Annotated in this window: 22 protein-coding genes; 8 read left to right on the top strand and 14 right to left on the bottom strand. The window is 66.6% G+C overall.

Annotated elements, in window-relative coordinates; translation table 11 throughout:
- Window positions 1-123: 123 nt before the first annotated feature.
- From sufC to Q0053_RS11910, 5 genes are read right to left on the bottom strand one after another with little or no spacing between them, the layout of a single operon-like run.
- Window positions 124-873, bottom strand: a complete 750-nt coding sequence (sufC, locus tag Q0053_RS11890; RefSeq protein WP_298100409.1) for a Fe-S cluster assembly ATPase SufC — start codon at window positions 871-873, stop codon at window positions 124-126.
- A 5-nt stretch (window positions 874-878) separates the two neighbouring features.
- Window positions 879-1115 carry a hypothetical protein gene (locus tag Q0053_RS11895; RefSeq protein WP_298100411.1) on the bottom strand — a complete coding sequence of 79 codons (237 nt, stop codon included), beginning with the start codon at window positions 1113-1115 and terminating at the stop codon, window positions 879-881.
- Window positions 1112-2578 (bottom strand): Fe-S cluster assembly protein SufB, encoded by a 1467-nt coding sequence (gene sufB, locus Q0053_RS11900; protein WP_298100413.1) that lies wholly within the window; start codon window positions 2576-2578, stop codon window positions 1112-1114. Before sufB ends, Q0053_RS11895 begins: the two co-directional genes overlap by 4 nt.
- The gene (locus tag Q0053_RS11905) at window positions 2578-3720 is read right to left on the bottom strand and encodes a cysteine desulfurase family protein (protein WP_298100415.1); all 1143 of its coding nucleotides are present in this window, start codon (window positions 3718-3720) and stop codon (window positions 2578-2580) included. Before Q0053_RS11905 ends, sufB begins: the two co-directional genes overlap by 1 nt.
- Window positions 3717-4190, bottom strand: a complete 474-nt coding sequence (locus Q0053_RS11910) for an Rrf2 family transcriptional regulator (protein ID WP_298100417.1) — start codon at window positions 4188-4190, stop codon at window positions 3717-3719. Before Q0053_RS11910 ends, Q0053_RS11905 begins: the two co-directional genes overlap by 4 nt.
- 158 nt (window positions 4191-4348) lie before the next feature.
- Here Q0053_RS11910 and Q0053_RS11915 point away from each other — a divergent pair, with 158 nt between their 5' ends.
- Window positions 4349-4999, top strand: coding sequence for an alpha/beta hydrolase (locus Q0053_RS11915; RefSeq protein ID WP_298100421.1), 651 nt, complete (start codon window positions 4349-4351; stop codon window positions 4997-4999).
- A 158-nt stretch (window positions 5000-5157) separates the two neighbouring features.
- On the opposite strand, the gene Q0053_RS11920 is transcribed toward Q0053_RS11915, so the two are convergent.
- Window positions 5158-6360, bottom strand: a complete 1203-nt coding sequence (locus Q0053_RS11920) for a DUF1343 domain-containing protein (protein ID WP_298100423.1) — start codon at window positions 6358-6360, stop codon at window positions 5158-5160.
- A complete protein-coding gene (locus Q0053_RS11925) occupies window positions 6357-6893 on the bottom strand; it encodes a DOMON-like domain-containing protein (protein WP_298100426.1) in 537 nt (178 codons plus the stop codon). Before Q0053_RS11925 ends, Q0053_RS11920 begins: the two co-directional genes overlap by 4 nt.
- A 235-nt stretch (window positions 6894-7128) precedes the next feature.
- Between Q0053_RS11925 and tyrS the strand changes: the two genes are divergently transcribed.
- From tyrS to Q0053_RS11945, 4 genes are all read left to right on the top strand, one after another.
- Window positions 7129-8391 (top strand): tyrosine--tRNA ligase, encoded by a 1263-nt coding sequence (gene tyrS, locus Q0053_RS11930; protein ID WP_298100428.1) that lies wholly within the window; start codon window positions 7129-7131, stop codon window positions 8389-8391.
- Window positions 8392-8402: 11 nt separating this feature from the next.
- Window positions 8403-8870: a thioredoxin-dependent thiol peroxidase gene (gene bcp / locus Q0053_RS11935; protein ID WP_298100429.1), complete on the top strand. Its 468-nt coding sequence runs from the start codon at window positions 8403-8405 to the stop codon at window positions 8868-8870.
- Between the two features lie 204 nt (window positions 8871-9074).
- Window positions 9075-10226, top strand: a complete 1152-nt coding sequence (locus tag Q0053_RS11940; RefSeq protein ID WP_298100431.1) for a M23 family metallopeptidase — start codon at window positions 9075-9077, stop codon at window positions 10224-10226.
- Window positions 10210-10752, top strand: a complete 543-nt coding sequence (locus tag Q0053_RS11945) for a polymer-forming cytoskeletal protein (RefSeq protein WP_298100433.1) — start codon at window positions 10210-10212, stop codon at window positions 10750-10752. Before Q0053_RS11940 ends, Q0053_RS11945 begins: the two co-directional genes overlap by 17 nt.
- A 51-nt stretch (window positions 10753-10803) precedes the next feature.
- On the opposite strand, the gene prfB is transcribed toward Q0053_RS11945, so the two are convergent.
- The 4 genes from prfB to Q0053_RS11965 form a co-directional block, all read right to left on the bottom strand.
- Window positions 10804-11926 (bottom strand): peptide chain release factor 2 gene (prfB, locus tag Q0053_RS11950; protein ID WP_298100435.1). Its coding sequence is split into 2 segments (ribosomal slippage): window positions 10804-11856 and window positions 11858-11926, totalling 1122 coding nucleotides; the frame shifts between segments, so codons are not numbered across the junction.
- A 144-nt stretch (window positions 11927-12070) separates the two neighbouring features.
- Complete coding sequence (locus Q0053_RS11955; protein ID WP_298100455.1) at window positions 12071-14461, bottom strand: penicillin-binding protein 1A; 2391 nt, start codon at window positions 14459-14461, stop codon at window positions 12071-12073.
- A gap of 61 nt (window positions 14462-14522) precedes the next feature.
- Window positions 14523-15266: a DUF3820 family protein gene (locus Q0053_RS11960; RefSeq protein WP_298100437.1), complete on the bottom strand. Its 744-nt coding sequence runs from the start codon at window positions 15264-15266 to the stop codon at window positions 14523-14525.
- Between the two features lie 55 nt (window positions 15267-15321).
- The gene (locus tag Q0053_RS11965) at window positions 15322-16557 is read right to left on the bottom strand and encodes an N-acetylmuramoyl-L-alanine amidase (protein WP_298100439.1); all 1236 of its coding nucleotides are present in this window, start codon (window positions 16555-16557) and stop codon (window positions 15322-15324) included.
- A 439-nt stretch (window positions 16558-16996) separates the two neighbouring features.
- Between Q0053_RS11965 and Q0053_RS11970 the strand changes: the two genes are divergently transcribed.
- The 3 genes from Q0053_RS11970 to Q0053_RS11980 all read left to right on the top strand — a co-directional run bounded on the left by Q0053_RS11970 (window position 16997) and on the right by Q0053_RS11980 (window position 21898).
- Window positions 16997-19630 (top strand): Rne/Rng family ribonuclease, encoded by a 2634-nt coding sequence (locus Q0053_RS11970; RefSeq protein WP_298100441.1) that lies wholly within the window; start codon window positions 16997-16999, stop codon window positions 19628-19630.
- 115 nt (window positions 19631-19745) lie between these two features.
- Window positions 19746-21101, top strand: a complete 1356-nt coding sequence (locus Q0053_RS11975; protein ID WP_298100457.1) for a M48 family metalloprotease — start codon at window positions 19746-19748, stop codon at window positions 21099-21101.
- 14 nt (window positions 21102-21115) lie between these two features.
- Window positions 21116-21898 (top strand): thioredoxin domain-containing protein, encoded by a 783-nt coding sequence (locus Q0053_RS11980; RefSeq protein ID WP_298100443.1) that lies wholly within the window; start codon window positions 21116-21118, stop codon window positions 21896-21898.
- Window positions 21899-21909: 11 nt separating this feature from the next.
- On the opposite strand, the gene Q0053_RS11985 is transcribed toward Q0053_RS11980, so the two are convergent.
- The 3 genes from Q0053_RS11985 to Q0053_RS11995 all read right to left on the bottom strand — a co-directional run bounded on the left by Q0053_RS11985 (window position 21910) and on the right by Q0053_RS11995 (window position 24881).
- Complete coding sequence (locus Q0053_RS11985; RefSeq protein WP_298100445.1) at window positions 21910-22680, bottom strand: chorismate mutase; 771 nt, start codon at window positions 22678-22680, stop codon at window positions 21910-21912.
- Between the two features lie 229 nt (window positions 22681-22909).
- Window positions 22910-23503 carry a prephenate dehydratase domain-containing protein gene (locus Q0053_RS11990; RefSeq protein ID WP_298100447.1) on the bottom strand — a complete coding sequence of 198 codons (594 nt, stop codon included), beginning with the start codon at window positions 23501-23503 and terminating at the stop codon, window positions 22910-22912.
- 4 nt (window positions 23504-23507) lie between these two features.
- Window positions 23508-24881: a class II 3-deoxy-7-phosphoheptulonate synthase gene (locus tag Q0053_RS11995; RefSeq protein ID WP_298100449.1), complete on the bottom strand. Its 1374-nt coding sequence runs from the start codon at window positions 24879-24881 to the stop codon at window positions 23508-23510.
- Between the last annotated feature and the right edge of the window lie 487 nt (window positions 24882-25368).

The following is a 25368-nucleotide window of genomic DNA, read 5'->3' on the forward strand; positions in this document are numbered from 1 at the left end:
GACGGATGAGGGGTCGCACGGACCCGTCCGATATGCCCTCGACGTGCGCACCTGTACCGCTGATGCGACCCCTCATCCGACCCGCTGCGCGGGCCACCTTCTCCCGCAAGGGGAGAAGGGTAATCACGCCGCGGCCGGCAGGTATTTGTCATACCCTTCCGCCTCCAGTTGCAGCGCCAGTTCCGGTCCACCCGACGCGACGATCCGCCCGGCGGCCAGCACGTGCACCCGGTCCGGTTTGATGTAGTCCAGCAGCCGCTGATAGTGGGTGATCACCAGCATGGCACGGTCGGGACTGCGCAGGGCGTTGACGCCTTCCGACACGATCCGCAGGGCGTCGATGTCGAGGCCGGAATCCGTCTCGTCGAGGATCAGCAGCGACGGTTCCAGCAGGGCCATCTGCAGGATCTCCATCCGCTTCTTCTCGCCGCCCGAGAAGCCGACGTTGAGCGGCCGCTTGAGCATGTCGAAATCCATCTTCAGCGCCGCCGACGCCGCCTTGACCAGCTTCAGGAAGGCGGGGGCCGAGACCTCCTCCTCGCCCCGCGCGCGCTTCTGAGCGTTCAGCGCCGTACGCACGAAGGTCAGGGCCGGGACGCCGGGAATCTCGATCGGATACTGGAACGACAGGAAGACGCCCTTCGCCGCGCGCTCGGCGGGCTCCAGACCCAGCAGGTCCTCGCCCTTCCACGATACGGACCCTTCGGTCGCCTCATAGCCGGGCCGCCCGGCCACGGCATAGCCCAGCGTCGACTTGCCGGCCCCGTTCGGCCCCATGATGGCGTGCACCTCGCCCGCCGGAACGTCGAGCGTCAGCCCCTTGAGGATCGGCTTGTCGCCGACGGAGACGTGGAGGTTGGAGATGGAGAGCATTGAATTCACAGGTCTGACCGCGTCGAAACGAAGCCGTTGTAGATGAGGATGAAGACGACGAGAGCGCCGAGAACGATCTGACCAGCCAGCCACTGGCCCGAACTCAGAAGGATCAGTCCAAGGCCGCCGAGAACGAGGAAACCCACCAGCCCGGCAAGCGCATAACGCCGAGCCTTCGGACCACTGGGATAGAAGTGGCCAAACCGGTTCTTCCGGAAGAAGCGTTCGTGGAAACTGCTCACCCCACGCTCCCTTCCAGACTGATCGCCACCAGCTTCTGCGCCTCGACGGCGAACTCCATCGGCAGCTTCTGCATCACGTCGCGGACGAAGCCGTTGACAAGCAGGGCCACCGCCTCCTCCTGCGACAGGCCGCGCTGCTGGGCGTAGAACAGCTGGTCGTCGGACAGGCGCGTCGTCGTCGCCTCATGCTCCAGCTGGGCCGAGCCGTTGCGGGCCTCGATATAGGGCACGGTGTGGGAGCCGCAGTCCTTGCCGATGAGCAGGCTGTCGCACTGGGTGAAGTTGCGCACGCCCGTCGCCTTCGGGTGCACAGACACCAGGCCGCGATAGGTCGAGTCCGACTTCCCAGCCGACACCGCCTTGGCGATGATCCGGCTCTTCGAATTCTTGCCCAGATGGATCATCTTGGTGCCGGTGTCGGCCTGCTGATGTCCGTTGGTGATAGCGATCGAATAGAATTCGCCCGAGCTCTCCTCACCGCGCAGGACGCAGGACGGATATTTCCAGGTCACGGCCGAGCCGGTCTCGACCTGGGTCCACGACACCTTCGACCGGTCGCCCCGGCAGTCCGCCCGCTTGGTGACGAAATTGTAGATGCCGCCCTTGCCCTCGGCGTCGCCGGGGTACCAGTTCTGGACCGTCGAATATTTGATCTCGGCGTCGTCCAGGGCGACCAGTTCGACCACCGCCGCATGCAGCTGGTTCTCGTCGCGCATCGGGGCCGTGCAGCCCTCCAGATAGGAGCAGTAGCTGCCCTTGTCGGCGATGATCAGCGTCCGCTCGAACTGGCCCGTCTGGCTCGCATTGATGCGGAAATAGGTCGACAGCTCCATCGGGCATTTCACGCCCGGGGGGATGTAGACGAACGATCCGTCCGAAAAGACCGCGCTGTTCAGGGCCGCGAAATAGTTGTCCGAGACCGGCACCACCGACCCCAGATATTTGCGCACCAGCTCAGGATGTTCGCGCAAGGCCTCGGAAATCGGCATGAAAATCACGCCAACCTTTGCCAGCTCGGCCTTGAAGGTGGTGACCACGCTGACGCTGTCGAACACCGCGTCCACGGCATAGCGCGCCGCGCCCTCGACGCCCGCCAGCACCTCCTGCTCCTTCAGCGGGATGCCCAGCTTCTTGTAGATCTCGAGGATTTCCGGATCGACCTCGTCCAGCGACTTCGGCCCGTCCTTCTTCTTCGGCGCGGCGTAGTAGAACAGGTCCTGATAGTCGACCGGCGTGTATTTCACCGACGCCCAGGTCGGCTCCTCCATCGCCAGCCAGCGCTCATAGGCGGCCAGGCGCCATTCCAGCATCCACTCCGGCTCGCCCTTCTTCTCCGAGATGAAGCGGACGATGTCGGCGTTCAGCCCGCGCGGGGCGTATTCCGTCTCGATGTCCGAGGTGAAGCCGTGCTCGTACTTCTCCAGCGCGGCGACGGCGTCGATGGTCTTCTGGACGGCGGCCATCAGGCGTCGGCTTTCTGGCGTTCGGCGGTGCGGGCGCGATGTTTCGCATAGGCCTCGACCCAGGCGGCGGCGAACCGCTCCCAGTCGTCCCGGGTCGTGCCCCAGCCGCCCGAGACGCGCACGCCGCCGGTGGCCAGATGGTCCAGCCCCATGGCCACGATGGTCTTGGAGGGCTTGGTCTTGCCCGAGGAACAGGCGCTGCCGGCCGAGACCATGACGCCCTGCAGGTCCAGCGTGATCAGCTGCTGCGGGCTTTCCCAGCCCTCGACGGCCATGAACAGGGTGTTGGGCAGGCGCTCGGCGGCCCCGCCGATGATGATCGCCCCGGCGGCCTTGACGGTGTCAGCGGCCGCGTCGCGCCAGGCCGCATGGGCCATGGCCTCGGACAGATCGCGCGCCGCGCAATCGGCCGAGACGCCGAAGCCGGCGATGCCGGGCACATTCTCGGTGCCGGCGCGCAGCCCCCGCTCCTGCCCTGCGCCATGCAGGGTCCGGATGATCGGCGCACCGTCTTTCGAGATCAACGCGCCCACGCCCTGCGGTCCACCCAGCTTGTGGGCCGACAGGGTCAGGGTGTCGGCGCCCAGTGCCCGCATGTCGACCGGGATCTTGCCGGCCGTCTGGATGGCGTCGACGTGCAGCCAGCCGCCGGCGGCCTGCACCATCCGCGCCGCCTCGGCGATCGGCTGGATCACGCCGCTCTCATTGTTGGCATGATGGATGGCGACCAGCGCCCGGCCGCCCGGCCGCGCCAGCGCCTCGGCCAGCCAGGCCAGATCGACGACCCCGTTCACATCGACCGGCAGGATCTCGACCGGCACGCCGCTGGCGTTCGCCGCCTCGGCCACGCACGGATGCTCGGTGGCGCTGACAATCAGCCGCTCGCAGCCCGCCGCGATGGCGCTGGCCACGGCCTGGGCATTCGATTCCGTGCCGCCGCTGGAGAATACCACCGCGGTCGGATCAGCCCCGACCAGATCGGCCACCCGCGCCCGCGCCGTCTCGACCCTTGCCCGCGCCCGTCGGCCGGCCGCATGAACCGCATTGGGGTTGCCGCCGTCCGCGAGGGCCTCGGCCATCACAGCCTGCACCTCGGGGCGCACCAGCCCGGAGGCGTTGTAGTCCAGATACACGCCGCTCACGCCGCCACTCCCACTTCGGCCTCGGTCGCCCGGCGCCGCGCGCCGGTGCGGTTCATCACCACATCTTCCAGGGACACCCCGGCCAGATAGCGATGGATCTCGTCGCCGAGGTCCTCCCACAGATTGTGGGTGATGCAGCGCTCGCCGGCCATCATACAGCCCTTGGGCGAGGAATGGCCGATGCAGCGGGTGGCGCGGATCGGCTCATCGACGGCCAGCACGATCTCGGCCACCACCGTCTCTCGCGCACCCTTGGCCAACCGGTAACCGCCGCCAGGCCCGCGCACGCTCTGCACCAGACCGCTCTTCCGCAGCCGCGCGAACAGCTGTTCCAGATAGCTCAGCGAAATCTCCTGACGCGCGGCAATTTCGGCCAACGAAACGGCCCGGGCACCACCCTCGCCCTGCCCGTTGCGGGCCAGATCAGCCATCGCCATTACGGCGTATCGTCCCTTGGTCGACAGGCGCATCGTCCACCTTCAAAAATCGCGCGCTTTTCGGGGGTCCTGTGCTAGAACCCGCGCCTTCGCAAAGGCGTCGGCGCGCACGGGGGACTTAGAAAGTCCTACCCCTGCAGTCAAGTATTACGCAGTTGCGAAATGACAGTTGAACACGGAATTCGACGCATATGCCTGAAGTCATCCTGCCCGGCGCCTCTGGCCGTATCGAAGGCCGCTATTCGCCCGGCAAACGCCCGAACGCGCCGATCGCCCTGATCCTGCATCCGCACCCCAAGGCGAACGGGCATATGAACAACCCGGTCACCGTGACCCTGTACCAGCTGTTCCAGAAGCGCGGCTTCGCGACGCTGCGCTACAACAGCCGCGGCGTCGGCAAGTCGCAGGGCGAGTTCGACTCCGGCATCGGCGAACTGGCCGACGCGGCCACCGCCCTCGACTGGCTCCAGTCCAACAATCCCGGGGCCTCCCAGACCTGGGTCGCCGGCTATCAGTTCGGGGCCTATATCGGTATGCAGCTGCTGATGCGCCGCCCGGAGACCGACGGCTTCATCTCGGTGTCGCCCCCATCGAACATGTACGACTTCAGCTTCCTGGCCCCCTGCCCGGCCTCGGGCCTGTTCCTGCACGGCACCAATGACACCGTCGTCCCGCCGGTCGAGGTCGAGCGCGTGGTCAACAAGCTGCGCACCCAGAAGGGCATCATCATCGACTATGAGCTGGAAGAGGGCGCGACCCATTTCTGGCAGGACCACATCGGTGCCGTGGACACCCGCGTCGGGGCCTATCTGGACAAGCGGCTGACGGAAAAGCCGGCGTAAGGCTCCCCCTGTTCCGCTCATCCCCGCGAAAGCGGGGACCCAGTTCTTGGGGTGATAAAGCGGGGCGTAGGATCCGCCTACCTTCAGTCCTGAAACACCGGCGTCACGCTGGACAGGACTAGGTCCCCGCTTTCGCGGGGATGAGCGGGATTATGGGCTCAATACAGCAGGTATGGCTTCCGCAGCTCCACCCACGCCGCCTCGTCAGGCCCCGCCAGCGCCTCCAGATCGGCCGGCGTCGCCGCCGGATCATCGACCCATTCGCGCAGCCCCGGCCCGCCGTTGATCACATCTATGGCCAGCTTGTCGAAGACGTATTCGTACGGAAAATCCCGCCACAGGGCGTAGTCCGGATACAGCCGCCGGATCGCCTTGAACCCCAGCGCCTGCAGCCGCCAGGGCAGGAACGCGGCATGCTCATAGGCCGGGTCGTCGACATGGATCTGCACGCCGTTGCACAGCTGGTGCAAGTGTTTGTGGAAGGTCGGCTCGAACCAGCAGTCGCGCAGCACGCAGCCCTTCAGCCACTGCGGCGCGAAGGCCTGCATCTCCGCGATCACCGCCCGGGCGTCGATGTCCGGCGCCCCGAACAGCTCCAGCGGCCGCGTCGTGCCCCGGCCCTCGGACAGGGTCGTCCCCTCCAGCATCACCGTCCCGGCATAGGCCCGCGCCATCCACAGGTTGGCGGCGTTGGGGCTGGGGTTGATCCAGCTGCGCTCGCCGATAGGCCAGCCGAAGCCCGGCCCCTGATCCGGTGCCCAGCCCTGCATCTCGATGACCCGGTATTCCACATCCAGCTTGAAGTGGTCGATGAACCAGCGGCCCATCTCACCCAGGGTCATGCCGTGCCGCATCGGCATCGGCCCGGCCCCGACGAAACTCTCCCAGCCCGGCAGCAGGGTCGTGCCCTCCACGGGCCGCCCGGCGGGGTTGGGCCGGTCCAGCACCCAGACCGCCTTGCCGTGCTTCGCCGACTCTTCCAGCACATAGAGCAGCGTCGTCACGAAGGTGTAGATCCGGCAGCCCAGGTCCTGCATGTCGACCAGCAGGACGTCGAACGTCCCCATCGCCTGGCCGGTGGGCCGCCGCACCTCGCCATAGAGGCTGAAGACCGGAATGCCGTGCCGCGGATCGGTGAAGTCCGGGCTCTCCATCATATTGTCCTGCAGGTCGCCGCGCATGCCATGCTGCGGTCCGAACGCCGCCGTGACGTTCAGGTCGGGACAGGCCTTCAGGGCGTCGAGCGAATGCGTCAGGTCCGCCGTCACCGAGGCCGGATGGCCCAGCAGGGCGACGCGCCTTCCCTTCAGCGCGTCCCGCAGCTCGGGCTCGGACAGCAGGCGGTCGATGCCGAATTTCATGGCTTCCCCAGCACAGGCGACTTCAGGGCGAACGATTCAGGATGGTGGAAGTCCGGCTTATCCGATGGATGATTGAGCGCCCACCAGGATTTCGCTCCGCCGACGGTTTCGATCACCGCTGAAAGCCCGATGGCGTCCAGATGCGGCCACTCGTTCCAGAAGAGGATGGCCGTGAGCTCGAATCCTCCTTCGCTCTTCTCAAAGGTGATCCGGGGTTCGCCCACATTGAGATCGGCCATGTCGGCCCGGTAGCCGGAGAAACCGTAGGCGGCCCATGCCATCGAGGGCGACAGGTTAAACTCGGCGTAGCTCCGGTCCTGGCGTCGGCCGAAGACCTCGCAACAGGTGTGTTTCCAGAGCTCGTCGCGGCGCCCGCCGCCCGCTGCGGGAAGGACAATGCCGTCGCTGAACCCTGACGCACGAAACACCACATGGATCCACGAGCGTCCTTCCCAATCGACCTCGACGTCGATCCGCCCCGCGAGCGGCTCAGTCGTGTCGGGGTATGGAACAAGGGCCCGCTCGAATTGCATATCCTCTCGATAGCGCGGGTCGCTTCCGGGTCAAACGTCGAAACTCTCTCGCCCGTCTGAGCCTTGACCGCTGCGCCGCCCAGGTCCTATCCAAACCACATGATCGCCGCCCGCGCCCTTTCCGGCCTGTATTACCGCCCCTCGATCTGACGAGCGGCCAGCGAACACACGCGCCGCCCACACCGGCGCGCAAACTCCCATGACGCCCGCCGGCATCCCTGCTAACGGAGCCGCCATGAGCGACCAGATTTTCAAGTCCGACTTCCTGCAAACCCTCCAGGCGCGCGGCTACATCCATCAGATCACCCACCCGGCGGAGCTGGATGCCGCGGCGGCGACGGGCGTTGTGACGGGCTACATCGGCTTCGACGCCACGGCGCCGTCGCTGCATGTCGGCAGCCTGATCCAGATCATGATGCTGCGCCGGCTCCAGCAGGCCGGTGGCAAGCCTATCGTCCTGATGGGCGGCGGCACGACCAAGGTCGGCGATCCGACCGGCAAGGACGCCTCGCGGCCCCAGCTGACCGACGAAACCATCCAGGCCAACATCGCCTCCATCAAGACGGTGTTCGAGAAATTCCTGACCTTCGGCGACGGCCCGACCGATGCGGTCATGGTCGACAATGACGCCTGGCTGTCGACCTACGGCTATGTCGAATTCCTGCGAGAGTACGGCACGCATTTCACCATCAACCGGATGCTGGCCTTCGACTCGGTCAAGCTGCGGCTGGAACGCGAACAGCCGATGACCTTCCTCGAGTTCAACTACATGCTGATGCAATCGGTGGACTTCCTCGAGCTGAACCGCGCCCGCGGCTGCACCCTGCAGATGGGCGGGTCGGACCAGTGGGGCAACATCGTCTCGGGCGTCGACCTGGTACGCCGCGTGGACCAGAAGGCCGCCTTCGGCCTGACAACGCCGCTGCTGACGACAGCCTCGGGCGGCAAGATGGGCAAGACAGCCCAGGGCGCAGTGTGGCTGAACGCCGAACAGCTCAGCCCGTACGACTACTGGCAGTTCTGGCGCAACGCCGACGACGCCGACGTGGGCAGATTCCTGCGATTGTTCACCGACCTGCCGCTCGACGAGATCGCCCGACTGGAGGCGCTGGAAGGGGCCGGCATAAACGACGCCAAGAAGACCCTGGCCGACGCCGCCACGACCATGCTGCACGGCGCTGACGCAGCCGCCACGGCCCGCGCCGCTGCAGAGGGGGCCTTCGAGCGCGGCACCCTGTCCGCCGACCTGCCCACCGTCGAACTGCCGCATGACGAAGTGATCGGCGCCATGATCGCCGCCGTGACCACAAGGGCCGGGCTGACCGCCTCCAACGGCGAGGCCCGCCGGCTCGCCCAGGGCGGCGGCCTGCGCCTGAACGATGCAGCCATCGCCGACGGTGCCCGGCTGATCGAGGCGTCCGACGTCAATGCCGACGGTGTGCTGAAACTGGCCGCCGGCAAGAAGAAGATCGTCCTGGTCAAACCCATCCAGTCCTAGAGAGACCTGAAATGCCTGATGTTACTGAGGGTTCGAAGGCCCCCGCCTTCGACATGGCGACCGCCGATGGCGGACGGGTCTCGCTGGATGCCCTGAAAGGCCGCAAGGTCGTGCTCTATTTCTACCCCAAGGCCGATACGCCGGGCTGTACGACCGAAAGCCAGGACTTCTCGGCCCTGATTGCGGACTTCGAGCAGATCGGCACGACCGTCATCGGTGTGTCCCGTGATCCGGTGAAGAAGCTCGACCGCTTCAAGGCCAAACACGATCTCAAGGTCGTCCTCGCCTCTGATGAACCGGAGGACGTGACGGAGGCCTTCGGCGTCTGGGTCGAGAAAACGCTTTACGGTCGCGCCTATATGGGCATCGAGCGAGCCACATTCCTGATCGACGGTACGGGCGTCGTTCGGCGGGTCTGGCGCAAGGTGTCAGTCAAGAACCACGCGGCGGAAGTCTTGGCGGCCACAAGATCGCTCTGATCACGGGACGATCCGGCCCCCGGCAACGGGTTAACTGTCGTTACGTAGATTCGCGAACTCGCCTGTCAAGCGAGTCTGGGAGGCGAATACCCACGTTATTCGCGCTTGGGCAGTTCAGGATGGTTAACAAGTTGTGAACAGACTTGTCCCGGGACTGCAGCATGGCGCATAACCCTTCGTCCTACGTTCTGGGGGCGTTGCGTAATGACCGTGCAAGAGCCGTCTGTCCGGCCGTCTCTGATCGGAACCTGGTTTCCGACCCGATATCTGTATCTGCGCGATGGCGACTCCGTCCGCGCCTGGGCACTCACGCCCGGCAAGCAGGCGGTGGGGGCCTTGGCCGCTGTCCTGCTGGGTGGCTGGACCCTCCTGGCCTCCGGCAGCATGATCTTCGACATGGTGGCGCAGAGCAGGGCGGACCGCACCGTCGCCAGCGCTCGCGCCGCCTCGGAACGGATGAACGCCGACCTGCAGGCCCGGCTGGACAGCGCCGTGGTGCGCATGACCGCCACGACCGGCTCGCTCGACGAAATGGCCCAGATGGTCGAACGCCGCCATGCGGCCCTGACCCAGGTGATGGGCATGTTCCGCGGCGTCGAGGGTGCCGAACAGGCCCTGCGGCCTGCGCCGGCCCTCAATCCCGACCGCTCGTCGCCAGTCCAGCGCATGATCGCCGTGCGGATGGATCAGGAGCGACTGATCGCCCGGGCCGAAACCGAGGCCCAGACCCGCGCTGAACGACTGCGTCTGGCTTTCCGACTGGCTGGACTGAACCCGGCGGCCTACACGCCTCATGATACGGCCCTTGGTGGACCACTGGTTGAGGCCCGCGACCCACGGGCCCTGGCGGCTGTGCTGGACGTGGATGAAGCCTTCGCCGTGCGCATTCGCCACGCCGCTGACAACCTCTCCGACATGCGGTCCCTGGCCAGCGCCGCCGAGGGTATGCCCTTCCACCGCCCGACCCAGGCCCGCACGACTTCGGGCTTCGGTGTTCGCTTCGACCCGTTCAACGGCCGCCCTGCCCTGCATCAGGGTCAGGACTTCGCCGCGCCGCTCAACACGCCGATCTACGCCCCGGCTCCGGGAACCGTGTCTTTTGTCGGAGTTCGTTCAGGGTATGGCAACACCGTTGAGATAGACCATGGTCGCGGTTTCAAGACGCGCTACGCCCACCTGAATGCCACTGCTGTCCGAGCCGGGCAGCGGATCAAACTCGGTCAGCCTGTCGGCGCCATGGGAACCACCGGACGCTCCACGGGCGTGCATCTGCATTATGAAGTGTGGATGAACGGCCGACCTCAAAACCCCGCCCGCTTCATGAGAGCCGGAGACCAACTTGTTCAACAAGACTAAATCCCCCGCCCCGTCGCCCCAGCCCCGCGCTGACAACGGTTCTTCGATCCCGCCGCTCCCCGACCTGCCGTCACCGGGCGGTTCGCCGTCTGCCCCGGTGCGTGCCGCAGCGTCCCCGGCACCCGGCGCGCGCGGTCTGTCGACCCTGTCATCGGATCTCCAGTTCGACGGCAGTATCTCGGGCGGCGGCGATCTTCAGATTGACGGCGCGGTCAAGGGCGACGTCCGTGTCGGCCGGCTGATCGTCGGTGAGACCGGTGCGGTCGAGGGCAATGTCTCGGCCGACTATGTCGAGGTCCGCGGCCGCGTCGTCGGCGGCATCTCGGGCAAACAGGTCAAGCTGATCGCTACGGCCTATGTCGACGGCGACATCACCGCTGAACAGATGTCGATCGATATCGGTGCCTATTTCCAGGGCCGCGTCCTGCAGGGCCGCCGTGAAGCTCCGGCTCCCGCACCGGCCCCGCGCCCGGTTGCGCAAGAGCCCGCGCCGCAGATCATCGACATGAAGGGTCCTTCGGCCTGATCCATCAGGTCTGAAAGACAAAAGGCCCCGGATCGCTCCGGGGCCTTTTTTCTAGTCGACGGTCGATCCGCGCGTCTCGCCGACCCGCGCAGCCAGCGCGGCCCCCATGAACAGGTCCAGATCGCCGTCCAGCACGCCCTGGGTGTCCGAGGTCTCGACGTTGGTCCGCAGGTCCTTGACCATCTGATAGGGCTGCAGGACGTAGGACCGGATCTGGTGACCCCAGCCGATATCGGTCTTGGCGTCGGCTACGGCCTGGGCCGCGGCCTCACGCCGTTGCAGTTCCAGTTCATAAAGGCGCGCCCGCAGCATCTTCCACGCCTGTTCGCGGTTCTGGTGCTGCGACCGGCCCGCCTGACAGGCCACCACGGTATTGGTCGGAATGTGCGTCAGGCGGACAGCCGAATCCGTCTTGTTGATGTGCTGACCGCCCGAGCCCGAGGCGCGGTAGGTGTCAGTACGCACGTCCGACGGATTGATGTCGATCTCGATGGCATCATCCACCACCGGCGACACCCCGATCGAGGCGAAGGAGGTGTGCCGCTTGGCTGCCGCGTCATAGGGGCTGATGCGAACCAGCCGGTGCACGCCCGATTCCGACTTCAACCATCCATAGGCGTTCGGCCCGGTGATCAGGATAGTGGCCGACTTGATGCCGGCCTGATCGCCCGATTCCTCGGCCTCCAGCTCGACCTCATAGCCGTGCGCCCGGGCCCAGCGGCTGTACATGCGCAGCAGCATACCGGCCCAGTCGCAGGACTCGGTCCCGCCGGCACCGGAGTTCACCTCAAGATAGGCGTCATTACCGTCAGCCTCGCCCGACAGCAGCGCCTCCAGCTCGGCTCGCCCGGCGCGCTCCTTGATGGCCTTCAGCGAGCTGCGCGCCTCCTCCAGCGTCGCCTCGTCGCCTTCCTCGTCGGCCATGTCGGCGAGCATGACACCCTCCTCCAGACCGGTTTCCATCGCGCGGACGGTGTCAATCTGGGCGGCCAGCCGCGACCGGTCGCGTGAGACGGCCTGGGCCGCCTCGGGATCGTTCCAGAGCGTCGGGTCCTCGACCCGGGCGTTCAGCTCATCGAGTTTTCGAAGCGCGACATCCCAGTCAAAGACGCCTCCTGAGCAGAGCGATGCTCTGCTCGATGTCGGCCTTCATGGCCTCAACATCCGGTCTCATCGCGAACTCCTGCGATACAAAAGTGAGGCGCGGACATAGGACGCGCCGGGGTGGGTGGCTAGTGGCTCGCGGTCGTGATTGCCGCTTTACCGTCGCCGGAAGAGCGACGCTGTCTGCGCGGCCCGGCAGGCGTCGACCAGCCTATCAATAAAGTCCGCTCAAGTCCTCTGCGGGCTCCTTGCGGGGGACCTGCGGTGTGGCCGGCGGAGCAGCGGGGGCGGTGGTGAGTCCCTGCCCCTCGGCCTCTTCCTCCTCACGACGAACGATCTCGTCGTAGTTCTGAGGCCCGATCGGGATTTCCTCTGTAGGAATTTCCTCGATCCGGCGCTCGGTGCCGGGGCGGAAAGCCTCCTCGATACCGTTGACCGTGCGGAAGACCGCGTTCCGCGGCCGGACGAACGGCCGGGCCGGACGTTCGCGCAGGGCCACCTGCATGAACTCGGTAAAGACCGGCACCGGGCCGGTCGCGCCGGTCTCGCCCGATCCCAACGGCCGGTTGTCGTCAAAGCCGATGAACACCCCGACCACGATGTCGGACGAGAAGCCGACGAACCAGGCCGAGCGGTATTCATTGGTAGTGCCCGTCTTGCCGCCGACCCACCGACCGAGCCCGCGCGCGCTGGCCCCCGTCCCGCGCTGGATGACACCCTCCAGCATCGAACTGATCTGATAGGCCGTGATCGGATCGATCACCTGTGTCCCCCGCCCCTCGAGCCGGGGCGACTCCTGCCCGCTGAAGACCCGGCCGCAGTCACGGCAGCGACGCCGGTCCGCACGGAAGATGGTCTCGCCGTCGCGGTCCTGGACCATCTCGATCAGATAGGGATCGACCCTGCGGCCACCGTTGACGAAGGCGGCATAGGCAGCCGTAAGGCGATAGGGGGTGGTCTCGCCCGCACCGAGTGACACCGACAGGTTCGGCTGCAGATTGTCGGCCACGCCCATCCGCCGGGCCAGATCCACAACATTGCGCATGCCCACGTCCTCCGCCAGCCTTACGGTCATGACGTTGCGCGACAGCTCCAGCCCGCGCCGCAGGCTCTGCGGTCCGTAGAATTCGCGGCTGTAGTTCTCGGGGCTCCACCGCGTACCGTTGGGCCCGCCGGCGAAGCTGATCGGGGCGTCCAGAACGATCGAGGCCGGCGTGTAGTCGCCCTCCAGAGCCGTTGCATAGACGAATGGCTTGAAGGCCGAGCCCGGCTGGCGGTTCGCCTGTGTCGCGCGATTGAAGCTGGACAAGGCATAGGAATAGCCCCCGACCATGGCCAGCACCCGCCCGGACTGGGGCTCGATCGCCACGAGGGCACCATTGACGTTGGGCACCTGTTTCAGGGCGTATTGCCCGTTGCGCGCCTCGACAAAGATCAGGTCGCCCCGCCGCAGCGGCCGGTTGGCATTGGCCCAGGCCGCATCGGCGGTAATCAGGGAGCCCGAGCGGTTGTCGCGCGCGGTGCGGATACGGACCGTATTGCCTGAGACGGATTCCACGGCTGCGGCTTCCCAGGCCCGGCGCTCGGGGGGGCGCTGGCCCCGAACGGCGGTCTCGCGCCAGCCCTCGGCGAAATCGGTGCGGCCCCACGGCCCGCGCCAGCCGTGCCGCCGGTCATAGTTCTCCAGCCCCCTCATCAGGGCGTCACGGGCCGCCGACTGTAGCGTCGGGTCCAGCGTGGTTCGCAGATAATAGCCGCCACGGTTGACCTGTTCCTGACCGAAGCGGGCGATGGCCTGACGGCGGGCTTCCTCGACGAAGAAGTCGGCGTCGGCATACTGGGCCCGGCGCGGCGCATCCTGCGCGGCCAGCGGCCGGGCCAGCGCCGCTGCCAGCTGGCCGTCATCGATGAAGCCGTTCTGGTTCATTTCGCCCAGCACCCAGTTGCGGCGGCCCAGGGCGGCCTCAGGGTGGCGTTTGGGGTGGTAGTTGTTCGGCCCCTTGGGCAGGGCGGCGAGGAAGGCCGCCTCATCCGGGGTCAGCTGGCTCAGCGACTTGCCGAAATAGTTGTAGGCCGCCGCTGCGACACCATAGGAGCGGTAGCCGAGGAAAATCTCGTTGAGATACAGCTCCATGATCTGTTGTTTGGTCAGGGTCGCTTCCAGCCGGTTGGCGAGGATGGCTTCCTTGACCTTGCGGTTGATGCTGCTCTCATTGGTCAGCAGCACGTTCTTGGCCACCTGCTGGGTGATGGTCGAGCCGCCCTCAAGACGCCGGCCCGTGGCGGCGTTGAAGATGTTCTTGAACATGGCCCGGCCGAGGCCGCCCACATCAATGCCGCCGTGGTTGAAGAAATTGCGATCCTCAGCGGCGAGGAAGGCCTGGATCACCGGCAGGGGTATCTGCTCATACGGCACATAGATGCGCCGCTCGTCCGAGAATTCGCCGATCAGGGTGCCGTCGCCGGCATAGACGCGCGTCGCCGTCGCCGGCCGGTAGTCGGCCAGCTCGGATGCATCGGGCAGGTCATGAAACAGCCAGGCCGCATAGATGGCCAGGATCAGCCCGGCCAGGGCAATCGCCCCCAGCAGGGCCACGCCCGCCATCACGAACCAGCGTTCGGCAATCTTCACCTGATACTCCGAAAGACGGACTCGCCGGATTCGTTTAGCCCGCGTCGGAGGCCCCGGCTAGAGCCGTGACGCGACGGTTCAGCTCCTGTCGCGCGGCGGCCACGACATCGGCGTCCATATCGCCCTGCCCGGATCCTCCCTGGCCGACCATCCAGCGCAGATAGTCATCCGGCGGCTCGGCCCACGGCCGTCCGCGATGTTTGCCGAACGGAATCCGGTCCAGCCGCCGCGGTTCATTGGTCCAGGCCAGCATCTGCTCGACCGTGGCGACCTTCAGCATGTCGATCAGCAGATGCGCCGTCACCCAGGCGTCCGGCCCCGCCCGATGCGCCGGATCGGCCAGCGCCGTATCCAGCCGCAGGCCGCGCCAGTACCGCAGCACCTGATTGGAATGCCCCGGCGCCTCGGGCCAGACGTTCTTCGCCGCCCGCACAGTGCAGATCCACGGCAGGCCGCCATGGGCCGTATCGGCGATAAACCCCCGCTCGAACCGCGCCGAATGCGCCACCATCACATCGGCGGGCGTCGGCAGAAACATCTCGCGCAGCCGGTACTCATCACAGTGCGGATCGTCGTCGCAGAAATGCTCTGGCGTCAGGTGGTGCACCGCCATGGCGTGAAACGAGATCTCGCCCCGCGGCCGGAACAGCTTCGTCACGGGCGGCAGCGCGACCCAGCCCCCCGCGCCATCGGGCACGACATCGACGATCCCGACCTCAAGGATCTCGGCGGACCGGTCTCCACCGGAGGTTTCCAGATCAACGACACGCAGGCGCATCGAAATCAGATAGCGCTTTCAGCCCCGGCGCGCACCCGGTTCCGCCCGTAAACGATCAGGGCTGGCCCTGCGCTCCGCCCACCGAGGCCATCTGCAGCGTGCCCGAGGGTTCGCGGAAATAGCGGTCGATGCCTTCGGCCACCGCCCGCATCAGGCGGCGGCGCGCGCGGCTGTCATTCAGCAGTCGCTCGTCCTCGGGATTGGTGATGAAGCCCATCTCCAGCAGGACAGCGGGCACATCGGGGGCCAGCAAGACGGCCAGGCCGGCGTCGCGGTGGCTGCGGCGCAGCATGGGATGGTCGGCACCCTCCAGCTCGCCCAGCAGGGTGCGGGCCAGCTGGGCCGACCGGTTCTGGGTGGCGCGCTGGGTCATGTCCAGCAGGATGCGGTCAACCGAGGGGTCGCGCCCCGGCAGGTTCAGGCTTCGGTGCCAGTTTTCGCCGCGCGTGAACTCGCGCACGGCCCGGCCCGCGCCCTGTTCGGACAGGGTGTAGACGCTGGCGCCTCGCGTGGCCGGGTCGGCGCCGGCGTCGGCATGCAGGCTGATGAACAGGTCTGCATCGGCCTGACGGGCGATGGCGACGCGGCGGTAGAGGGCGACATAGGTGTCGCTGTCCCGCGTCAGGCGGACCCGGTAACGGCCGGTGCCTTCGAGCTCACGCTTCAGATCGAGCGCTGCGGCAAGGGTGATGGCGCTCTCACGACTTTCCGCCCCGGTGGCACCCGGATCCCGGCCACCGTGACCGGCGTCAATGAAAATGAGCGGACGGGTGTTCGGGCGGTCGGCACGACGGGATGAGGTTGACGGAGCCCGGGGCGGACGTGCCGTCGGAGCGCGCCCGACCGCCTTGAGGTCGATCACATAGCGGAAATGGCCAATGCCGTCGCCGGGCGGCAGCAGAAAGCGGCGTTCGATCTCGGCACTGGTCGCAAGGTCGAGCTCCACCCGCGAAGTCGCGCCTGCGCCGGTCACCCGCCAGCCGCGGACCAGACCCGTGCCTCTGCCGTTCAGACCGCGACCGGGCGAGACTCCAGCCAGCGACAACACCACCCGGCCGTTATCACCGGGCTGGATCACCTGTCCGCGCGATGTCCGGTCGAGGTCCAGGACGATCCGGGTGTGTTCGGAATCGCCGCCGAGGCGGACGCGCAGCACCTCGCCGACGGCTCCGGAAGCCAGACCGCGACCGGCTGTCAGCAGGACAAAGCAGATGACGACGAAGGCCATCGCCGTCATCGCCCATTCGCGAACGCGCCACTGCGCCAGATTGATACGTGACCGGCCGTACATTTTGACGGAGACCCACCTTTTTGGTTGAGCCCATGATGCGGCAACGTCGTCGCCAATCGGTTAAGGCGCATTCGGCTTTTAATTCGCGATGGGCAGGCCTATGCTTGGTCTGCTCGCGAACGATCGCGTCCCCTGAACCTTCAGGCTTGGGCGCGCCCTCTTCGCGGCATGACTTTCACTGATCCGAGAGCCGGCCGGTTACCCCCGCCGATTCGACGACCGGGTCCGGGACGCCCTTCGACGGCGCGTCCGGATCCAGGACCATATTGAACCCCCATGGGCCTTTTCGCCTGCGCTCCCTTCCGGTTTGAAACAACCGACATCTGCCGCGGCCTTCGCCGCGGCGACGGGATGACGCCTGCGCCTGCCCGCAATCCCATTCGGCGAGCCGCCTTGCCCCTTCGCGGGGATGGCCGTGCGCGCCAGAGAGAACTGTTCCATGTCAAAAACCATGTTGATCGATGCGGCGCATCCCGAGGAGACCCGGGTCGCCATCGTCGAGGGCCGTCAGGTCGAGGAATTCGACTTTGAATCCCGTGCGAAGCGCCAGCTTCGCGGCAATATCTATCTTGCCAAGGTCGTTCGCGTAGAGCCCAGCCTGCAGGCGGCTTTCGTGGAGTACGGCGGTAACCGCCACGGCTTCCTCGCCTTCAGCGAAATCCACCCCGATTATTACCAGATCCCGGTCGCCGACCGCGAAGCCATCATGGCCGAAGCGCATTCGGACGACGACGATCACGAAGAGCATGCTCGCGAGGGTGACGACGAATCCGAAGGCGGCATGGCCGAGGAAGAGCGGCTCAAGCGCCGCCTGATGCGCCGCTACAAGATCCAGGACGTCATCAAGCGTCGCCAGGTCATGCTGGTCCAGGTCGTCAAGGACGAGCGCGGCGGCAAGGGTGCGGCCCTGACCACCTGGCTGTCGCTGGCCGGCCGCTACTGTGTGCTCATGCCCAATACCGGCAAGGGCGGCGGCATCTCGCGCAAGATCACCCAGGCCACCGACCGCAAACGTCTGAAAGCCGCCGCAGCGGCCCTGCATGTGCCCCAGGGCATGGGGCTGATCATCCGCACCGCCGGTGCCAAACGCACCAAGGCCGAGATCAAGCGCGACTACGAATATCTGCTGCGCCTGTGGGAAACGATCCGCGAAACCACGCTGAAGTCGAACGCGCCCTCGGTCATCTATGAGGAGGAAAACCTCGTTCGTCGCGCTGTCCGCGACATGTTCGACAAGGATTTCGACGGCATTCAGGTCGAGGGCGTAGAGGGCTTCAGGGAGGCCCGTGACTTCATGCGCGTGCTTATGCCTGCGCAGTCGAAAAAGGTGCATCTCTACCAGGGGGCCCGGCCGCTGTTCGCGACCAACGGTATCGAAGAGATGCTGACCCAGATCCATCAGCCGGTCGTGCCCCTGCACTCCGGCGGCTATCTGGTCATCAACCAGACCGAGGCACTGGTCGCTATCGACGTGAACTCGGGTCGCTCCACCAAGGAACGCAACGTCGAGGCCACTGCCACCAAGACCAATATGGAGGCCGCCGTTGAGGCCGCCCGCCAGCTGCGTCTGCGCGACCTCGCCGGCCTGATCGTCATCGACTTCATCGACATGGATGAGTCGAAGAACAACCGCGCCGTCGAAAAGGCCCTGAAGGACGCGCTGGCCAAGGACCGTGCCCGCATCCAGATGGGCCGCATCTCGGGCTTCGGCCTGATGGAAATCAGCCGCCAGCGCCGCCGCCTCGGCGTCATCGAGGGGGCTACCGAGGTTTGCCCTCACTGCCAGGGTGCCGGGCGGGTCCGGTCCGCCGAGAGCGCTGCCCTGATGACCCTTCGGGCGGTTGACATCGAGGCCGGCAAGAACGGCGCGGGCTCGATCAATCTGCGCCTCTGCACCGCCGTGGCCCTCTACATCCTGAACCACAAGCGCGACTATCTGCAGCGCATGCTGGTCCAGCGCGGCCTGAACGTCGTCATTCTGATCGACGACAGTCTCGGCCAGGGCGAACATGCCGTCGAGCGAACTGAAACCAACGAGGATTTCGTCCCGCCCGAACGCCCCGAAGCCTTCGTTGATCTGGACGACGATTTCGACGACAGCGACTTCGCTGATGAAGACGACGATGGTGAAGAGTTCATCGCCGACGATGACGCCGACGAGGATCGGGAAGACGCAGATGACGACGGGCCGCGCGAGCGGACCGAACGTGTCGAAGGCGAAGGTGGTCGCGGACGTGGCCGTCGTCGCCGGGGCGGACGTCGCGACAGTGCCGAAAACTCAACGGCCGAGGCCGGTGCAGGGCTTGCCGCGCCTGCCCTTATGGCCGGAGACGATGATGACGACAGCGAAAGCGGCCGCCGCCGTCGCCGGGGCCGCCGCGGCGGACGTCGGGTGCGTGAGGAAGGCGGCGAACGGGACGGGTTCACCTGGGTTCGCGGTCGGACTCCTTCGCTGGACGACCCCTACGTCTGGTTCGACCCGATCAATCCGGAGCGGACCGAGACAGTCGGAAGCGGTCCGGTCGCTGCGCGCCCTGCAGCCGACGTCGATGAGCGTCCCGAGAACGAAGGCGGCGGGGAACGCGGTCCCCGCTCGCGCCGTCGCCGGGGGCGCGGTCGCGGTCGCGACCGTGGCGCGGATCAGGGGCTGACCCAGGAGGCCAAGGTCGAGGCCCGCGCCACCAATGAAGGCATGCCGACGGACAGCTCGCCCGACACGCCGATGGCCGTGGTTGTCGAGGAAACCATCGAGGTTGCCCCCGTCACCCTCGCCGCGGAACCCAAGCGTCGTCGCGTGCGCCGCAAGGTCGCGACGGGAGACACAGCCGCAGAACCAAGCGCGGACGTCATGCCCGACGAAGCCGAACCGATCGCCGAACCGGCTGTTCTGGACGTCACGCCGGAAGAAGCCGCGGCCGCACTCGAGGCACTGCCGGAGCCGATAGCCGCTGCTGTTTCCAAGCCAAAACCGGCCCCGCAGCCTGAGGTTGATGTCGCGGCCCTGATCGCCGAGGACCCGAACCAGATTGTGGCTCCGCCCGAGAAGCCCAAGCGCGGATGGTGGCGCCGCTGAAAGGCCGTGATTAGGTTGTGAGGATCGGTGCGGGGGGTGTTTTGGGTATGAGGAGTTCGTTTTGAACTGGTTATCCCGCAGCGTCTTCCGCACGACCGGTGCCATTGCCGCCGTCATGGTCGGGCTGGCGACGGGCTCGCCTGCCTCGGCCCAGAACGCGATCCGGGATACCGAGATCGAGGGCATCATTCACGAATGGTCCGCCCCGGTATTCACCGCCATGGGACTGGAACCGTCCGAGGTCGAGATCCTGCTCATCAACGATAACGACCTGAACGCCTTCGCGACCCGCGGCCGGATCATGGGCGTAAACACCGGCCTGATCCTCAGAACCCGTTCGCCCAATGAACTGCTCGGCGTGATTGCGCACGAGGCCGGCCACATCAAGAATCGCCATACCCTGCGTGACGGAGCCCAGGGTGCCGCCATGCAGCCCATGCTCATGACCATGGCGCTGGGTGCCCTGGCCCTCGCGGCAGGGTCACCCCAGGCCGGCGCCGTCCTTCTCGGCAACAGCCAGTATTTCGGCACCCTCAGCGCCCTGCGCTACATGACCCATCAGGAAGGCGAGGCCGACAATACGGGGGCCCGGGCCCTGGAGAATGCCGGCGAGTCGGGCCGCGGCTTGGTGAATTTCTTCGAGAATTTCCGCTCGCAGGAGGTGTTCTCCGACGCCCGCCGCTTCCCCTATTTCCGCAGCCATCCGCTGTCATCTGACCGGATCGAGAATCTGCGCCGCTTTGTCTCCGAACAGTCCAACTACCATCGTACAGACAGTCCGGAACGGATCGCCCAGCACGCACTGATTCTCGCCAAGATCCACGCCTTCATGGACGATCCGATCCAGACCCTTCGCGACTATCCAGAGAGCGATGTGTCCCTGCCCGGCCGCTATGCCCGTTCGATCGCCTGGTATCGCGACGGCCAGACCGAGAAGGCGCTGAACGCGGTTGACGCTCTTCTGACCGAACAGCCGGACAATCCGTACTTCTGGGAGTTGCGGGGTCAGATCCTGTTCGAAGAGGGCCGGCCCGCTGAGGCCATCGGCGCGCACCGGCGGTCGGTCGAGCTGCGGCCGGACGCCCCCCTGCTGCGCATCAATCTGGCCCATGCCCTGATCGAAACCCATGATCCGGCGAATCTGGATCCCGCCATCGCCGAATTGAAGCGGGCCACGGCGCTGGAGAATGACAACACCATGGGGTGGCGGTTGTTGAGCCAGGCCTATGCCAGCCAGGGCAAGGAGGGTGAGGCGCGTCTCGCATCGGCCGAGATGTATTTCGCCGCCGGAGCCGAGGTTCAGGCCACGCAGTTCGCCCTGCGCGCCCGCGATATGCTGGACCCCGGGACGGCGGAATGGACCCGGGCCATGGACATTGTCTTCGCCTCGGGCGCAACACAGCAGGACATCGACGACGTCGACCGCCGCAACAGCCGCCGCGACCGCGGCGGCGTCATTCCCGCCAGTTGACCTCGAGAGACTGAATGAACGACGCGCCTGATCCGAGCCCCGTCGCACCTGCCCGGGCCTTGTCGCCGAAATGGCTCAGCCTGACGGCCCTTTCGGTTTCGATCATCGCCTTGTTGCTCGCAGCCCTGCCCTACGCAAACGGGACCGGCGATTTCGGCGCAAGGGTTCGCAGCTATCTGCTGGCCCATCCGGAAGTGCTTGACGAGGTGGTTCGGGCGCGCGACGCGCGTGCCGCGACCGACCGCATGAGCGCGACGAATGCCGCCGCCAGCGCCAATCCGACCAGCCTGGCCGCCGGCCCCGGCGAACCCGCCTTCGGCCCATCGGATGCCAGGGTAACAGTGGTGCAGTTCTTCGACTACCGCTGTCCCTACTGCAAGAATGTGGCACCCGCTTACGTCTCGCTGATGCGCGCGCATCCGGATGTGCGGTTCATTTTCAAGGAATGGCCGATCCTTGATCAGGGAACCAGTGTGACGTCGCAGTACGCGGCGCGGGGTGCGCTCGCGGCCCATGCCCAGGGGCGCTATCTGGAGGTCCATAATGCCCTGATGGCTGAAGCGGCGCTGAGCCCCCAGGCGATCGACCGAATTCTGGCTGCCAACGGGGTCGATATGGCCCGGGCAAATCCCGCGCTACAGTCTCCTGCCATCTCCCGGATCCTTGCGGATGTGCATACGGGAGCCGCCACGCTCGGACTGGAAGGCACGCCGACCTTCTTCATCAATGGCCGCCTGACCGCCGGCAACAACCCGGCCGAGCTTGACCGCGCCATCCGGGCCGCCAAGGCCGGCTAGCCCCCGGATCGTCAGCCGATCGCGCCGACGCAGCCCTCGTCGCCGCCGACCGGAAGTCTCGCATCCGTGAGGGAGAGGGTCCATCCGTGGTGGGTGGCCAGGCCCCGCCGGCGGATGCCAGCGCCGTCACCGGCGTCTCCGCCGGCATCGACGATGACCCGCCGTCCGGTGGGCAGGGCTGCCGGGTCGATACGACCGACGGCCAGTGCCGTCGGGGTCTCGCCGCCGAAGCCGTCGAACACGCTCAGCATCGACCATTCACGGCGCAGGCCCGTCCACCAGGCGTCGTCCCCGTTGACGGCGAGAACCGCAACCCCGTGCCCTTCGGCAGCCCAGGCCAGGGCGGTCTGGGGATCGCGGACGGCGCGCATGTCAGCCGCGGCGCCGAACCGCAGGCGCGCGCCGTCGAAGGCCCGGGTCGGCTCGACCGGCGACCAGACCTGGACCTTGATGCGGCCCTGACGGGCCAGACCCCAGCCGACGATCTGCCGCCAGAGGGATTCGACGGCCTCACGATTGTCGGGGCGGGCGCGGGCGAGCATGCGCGTCAGGACCGTCTGTTCCCGGTCTGGCCGCAGTTTCACATGCGGGCCGACGGGGGCATCCTTGGCCTGGCCGACGCGGGCGGCGATGGCGAGGCGGCGTTCGAACAGGGCCAGAAGTTCGTCGTCGATCTCATCGATCTCGTGCCGCAGGGCAGCGAGCGCCAGATGTTCGGGCGAGAGATCCGGGGCGGCGGGCCAGACTTGCTGGAGGCCGGGCTTGATACTGGAGTGGGGCACGGGAAGAGACTTTCGGTTTCGAGATACGGCAATGGGGATTTTGCGAGCCGCCGCCCCGTCCCGGGGCGGTCGCCGGCGAGGCCGTCAGGACGAAGTCCCGGACGCCTCAGCCGGCGTATCGAAAGCCGTAGAAATACAGGTCCGCCGCCGCACAAACGCGGGCGAAGGCAGGCGCAGCGAGGGCTTGCGAGCGGACCATGGGTTCAGAAAACGCACGGATCATGCCGCGTCAAGCCGTTCTGGGGCTCAACAGGACAAAACGCGTGCGATTGTTTTCCGAATCCTGGATGTCGTTGCGCAAAATCGACAAGTCATAGACTTCGGCCGCTCCGACCGGGGCCACGGCGGCCCGGGTGACATCCCCCGCCTCGGCCACCGCACGGGCCGCGCCGGCCGTGTCAAAGGCCTCGACCGGCGTGAGCCCGAGCGCGGCCAGCGAGGCCGGACACTGCCGCAGGGCGATCGGATGGCTCTCGGCCGTCCTGACGGTTCGCAAGCTCGCGCCGGCCGGCGCCATCAGGGCCAGACGAATAGGCCGCCAGACCTCCGAAACAATGTTCAGATCCGCGGCCTCGACCAGGGTCGCCGCCGGCTCGACCCGGCCAATGGCGCTATTCTCGACCGGGATCAGGGCGCAGCCGACCTCGCCGGACTTCAAGGCCGCGAGAGCAGCCTCAAAGGAGTCATAGGCGACAGCCTCATCCCAGGGGCGCAGCGCCATACAGGCCTCGTGACTGAAGGCACCGGGTGCCCCCTGATAGGCACACCGCCCGCCACCCAGAGCCGTTTCGGCGTCCTCACCTGCGGGTTTTCCGACGTCCATCACCTCACGCCGCCTCCGCCCGGGCGCGTCGTCCGGCTTTCAGTCGCTCGGCGACCAGGAAGGCCAGTTCGAGCGCCTGATCCGCATTCAGGCGCGGGTCGCAATGGGTGTGGTAACGGCTGGACAGGTCATCCTCGGTCAGGGCCTGCGCCCCGCCCAGACACTCGGTCACATTCTGGCCGGTCATCTCCAGATGGACCCCGCCGGGATGGACGCCCTCGGCCTCGGCCACATCGATGAACCCCCTCACCTCGCCGAGAATCCGCTCGAAGGGGCGGGTCTTGTAGCCGTTGCCGGCCTTCAGCGTATTGCCGTGCATGGGGTCGATCGACCAGACCACCCGTCTGCCCTCGGCCTTCACCGCCTTCATCAGGCGCGGCAGTCGCTCGCCGACCTTGTCCACGCCGAAGCGACCGATCAGGGTCAGCCGGCCGGGTGTGTTGTCGGGATTGAGCACATCGATCAGACCCAGCAGGTCCTCGGGCTCCATGGTCGGACCGCATTTCAGGCCGATCGGGTTTCTGATGCCGCGCGCGAATTCGACATGGGCCCCATCCAGCTGGCGCGTGCGCTCGCCGATCCAGACCATGTGGGCCGAGGTGTCGAACCATTCACCCGTCGCGCCGTCGAGGCGTGTCAGGGCACTCTCGAGGTTCAGCAGCAGGGCCTCGTGGCTGGTGAAGACCTCGACCCGGCTCAGGTCCGGATGGCTCTCGGGCGTGACCCCGACGGCCTCCATGAAGGCCAGGGCCTCGGTGATCTTGTCCGCCAGCTCACGGTATTTGTGGCCATAGGCGCTGTCGGCCGCGAACCCCATGGTCCAGCGATGGATGTTGTAGAGGTCGGCATAGCCGCCGCCGGCGAAGGCCCGGAGCAGGTTCAGCGTCGAGGCCGACTGGTTGTAGGCGCGCAGCAGGCGCTGCGGGTCAGGGACGCGTTCCTCGGCCGTGAAGGGCATGCCGTTGATGATGTCGCCGCGATAACTGGGCAGTTCGACGCCGTCGATCTGCTCGATCGCGGATGAGCGCGGCTTGGCGAACTGACCGGCGATACGACCGACCTTCACCACCGGCTTGCGACCGGCGAAGGTCAGAACCACCGCCATCTGCAGGATCAGGCGGAAGGTGTCGCGGATGTTGTCGGTCGAGAACTCCTTGAAGCTCTCGGCGCAGTCCCCGCCTTGAAGCAGGAAGGCGTTCCCCGCCTCGACCTCGGCCAATTTGGCCGTCAGCCGTCGAGCCTCTCCGGCAAACACGAGCGGCGGCAGGGCCCGCAGTTCGTCTTCGACCCGGGCCAGGGCGGCCATGTCCGGATAGTCCGTCGGCATCTGCACGACGGGCTTTTGTCTCCAGCTGTCGGGGGTCCAGCGCATACTCATGGAGCCAAGATAGGCCGCCAGGGGTTCCGGGACAATGAACAGAGGTGCCGCATCTGGCAGGGGGGGGTGGCTGGTGGCTGGTGGCTAGTGGTTAGTGGTTGGCCGGCGCCGGGAGCGAGGCGGCCGCCTGCGCCGCCCTTCCGCGGACAGATGAGCAGCAATCACTAACCACTGGCCACTAGCCACTAGCCACCTTCCATCCATGCGTCTTCGCTCTCCGGCATCACTGCCGGAAAGGTTCGGGGAGGGTGCGGGGCGGCCGGGCCTCGCCCGGAGCTGTTGTAGAGTTACCGTTTCGACGAAGCAGACCTGCCCCGCGCAGCCGTTTTCCACGCGCCTTCCGGGTAGTGGCCCTGAGTTCGGACCTGACCGGATCGCGCCGCAGCCATTACTGACTGCGAGGCGCGGCGGACATGACTTTCGTCAGCGGTCCGCACAGGAAGCGCGCGGCGAGCAGGCGGAGGCCATCCATCGACCTCCGCAAGGA

Origin of the sequence: Brevundimonas sp. (genome assembly GCF_027487935.1) — a bacterium.
Taxonomy (GTDB): Bacteria; Pseudomonadota; Alphaproteobacteria; order Caulobacterales; family Caulobacteraceae; genus Brevundimonas.

What these genes read in the sequence shown, in the direction of transcription:
- sufC (WP_298100409.1), bottom strand. Translation starts at nt 873, where the DNA reads ATGCTCTCCATCTCCAACCTCCACGTCTCCGTCGGCGACAAGCCGATC.
- sufB (WP_298100413.1), bottom strand. Translation starts at nt 2,578, where the DNA reads ATGGCCGCCGTCCAGAAGACCATCGACGCCGTCGCCGCGCTGGAGAAG.
- Q0053_RS11910 (WP_298100417.1), bottom strand. Translation starts at nt 4,190, where the DNA reads ATGCGCCTGTCGACCAAGGGACGATACGCCGTAATGGCGATGGCTGAT.
- Q0053_RS11915 (WP_298100421.1), top strand. Translation starts at nt 4,349, where the DNA reads ATGCCTGAAGTCATCCTGCCCGGCGCCTCTGGCCGTATCGAAGGCCGC.
- Q0053_RS11920 (WP_298100423.1), bottom strand. Translation starts at nt 6,360, where the DNA reads ATGAAATTCGGCATCGACCGCCTGCTGTCCGAGCCCGAGCTGCGGGAC.
- Q0053_RS11925 (WP_298100426.1), bottom strand. Translation starts at nt 6,893, where the DNA reads ATGCAATTCGAGCGGGCCCTTGTTCCATACCCCGACACGACTGAGCCG.
- tyrS (WP_298100428.1), top strand. Translation starts at nt 7,129, where the DNA reads ATGAGCGACCAGATTTTCAAGTCCGACTTCCTGCAAACCCTCCAGGCG.
- bcp (WP_298100429.1), top strand. Translation starts at nt 8,403, where the DNA reads ATGCCTGATGTTACTGAGGGTTCGAAGGCCCCCGCCTTCGACATGGCG.
- Q0053_RS11940 (WP_298100431.1), top strand. Translation starts at nt 9,075, where the DNA reads ATGACCGTGCAAGAGCCGTCTGTCCGGCCGTCTCTGATCGGAACCTGG.
- Q0053_RS11955 (WP_298100455.1), bottom strand. Translation starts at nt 14,461, where the DNA reads ATGGCGGGCGTGGCCCTGCTGGGGGCGATTGCCCTGGCCGGGCTGATC.
- Q0053_RS11960 (WP_298100437.1), bottom strand. Translation starts at nt 15,266, where the DNA reads ATGCGCCTGCGTGTCGTTGATCTGGAAACCTCCGGTGGAGACCGGTCC.
- Q0053_RS11965 (WP_298100439.1), bottom strand. Translation starts at nt 16,557, where the DNA reads ATGTACGGCCGGTCACGTATCAATCTGGCGCAGTGGCGCGTTCGCGAA.
- Q0053_RS11970 (WP_298100441.1), top strand. Translation starts at nt 16,997, where the DNA reads ATGTCAAAAACCATGTTGATCGATGCGGCGCATCCCGAGGAGACCCGG.
- Q0053_RS11975 (WP_298100457.1), top strand. Translation starts at nt 19,746, where the DNA reads ATGGTCGGGCTGGCGACGGGCTCGCCTGCCTCGGCCCAGAACGCGATC.
- Q0053_RS11980 (WP_298100443.1), top strand. Translation starts at nt 21,116, where the DNA reads ATGAACGACGCGCCTGATCCGAGCCCCGTCGCACCTGCCCGGGCCTTG.
- Q0053_RS11990 (WP_298100447.1), bottom strand. Translation starts at nt 23,503, where the DNA reads ATGGACGTCGGAAAACCCGCAGGTGAGGACGCCGAAACGGCTCTGGGT.
- Q0053_RS11995 (WP_298100449.1), bottom strand. Translation starts at nt 24,881, where the DNA reads ATGAGTATGCGCTGGACCCCCGACAGCTGGAGACAAAAGCCCGTCGTG.